Source organism: Cysteiniphilum halobium, assembly GCF_003574425.1.
GTDB classification, from domain to species: domain Bacteria; phylum Pseudomonadota; class Gammaproteobacteria; order Francisellales; family Francisellaceae; genus Caedibacter; species Caedibacter halobius.
Window position 1 is genome coordinate 1 of record NZ_QLIU01000072.1, and the last position, 1,101, is coordinate 1,101.

Sequence of the window (1,101 nt, forward strand, 5' to 3'; positions counted from 1 at the left end):
CACACTACAGGACACTAACTAATTTTTCCATTTGAATTTTTGTTAACTTTAGCTCAAATACAAGCTTAATTGATGCCATAATTTTACTCGTACTAATGACAACTTCTGACAATGATTTGCTAATAAAATCCATGCCCTTACGGACAATCGAGCGTTGGGGAAAGCCATGGTTTTTAAGCTTTTCTGGGTAAATTGTCATAAGCATATCACCTTGGCGATAAGACCAAATTAACGCTAAAGTTAAGATGAAAAGGATATTGCTTAAGCGATCAGGATCAGTGATATGTGTATCCTCCCAGTTAAAACCTCGTGTTTTCATTGCGCTAAAAAGTGTTTCGATCTCCCACCTCTTGCGATATTGATCAAAAGAGGCTTTGCCGTGATAATCAGATACCAAAATAAGCAATTCTCCAGTTGCTAATCGGCGTGCACAGACGTAAACATCACAGCCAAGCACATTACGAGGCGATTTCAAAACCGCTGATTTACCTAATTTTAAATTGGCAAACATTTTCTTGAATGACATGGTTTTTCCTTTATTGTTGGTTGCCAAAAAGCATCCTTTAGCTCGAATGGTGTATGAGATCTTATGACTCTTAAGGTAGGCAATCCAATCGCCGCTTAAAAACTCTCGATCACAGAGCACGCATTTTATTTGGCTTGGGGCTATGAATTGAAGCAACTGATCAAATAATTTACGTCGATCCTCAAAGTCGGAGTTACCACATTTTTTATCTGTCAGCAGTGACCACATAAATGGAATTGAAACCCCCTTGTATGCGATGCTAACCACCAGATAATTGATGTGCTTTTTACCAAATTTCCAATTCGTCCTATCCATGCATAAAGTGATTGCCATTGGTAAGGAAAAAATCTCACAAATACTTTGGTAGAGGCGTTTGTGTGAGAATGTGAAGCGTTTCATAAAGCGCTGCAAACGTTTATAAACTGATGCTTCTTTACTTTTTGTTGGGAAGCTTCGTGCAAGTTTTGCCATGTTGATACTTCGCACAACAAATAATCCTAAAATAATGTAAGTTAGGCATTCTAAAGTATGACGAGTATCGTTAAAATAATGCTTAAGTAGCTGCTGAAGTTCCC

At 37.9% G+C, this 1,101-nt stretch carries 1 protein-coding gene; it reads right to left on the minus strand.

Annotated features, from left to right (window positions below; translation table 11 throughout):
• Positions 1-4: 4 nt before the first annotated feature.
• Positions 5-1,101: IS4 family transposase (locus tag DNK85_RS10670; protein ID WP_208123171.1), on the minus strand; the 1,097-nt coding region annotated here is incomplete at its 5' end.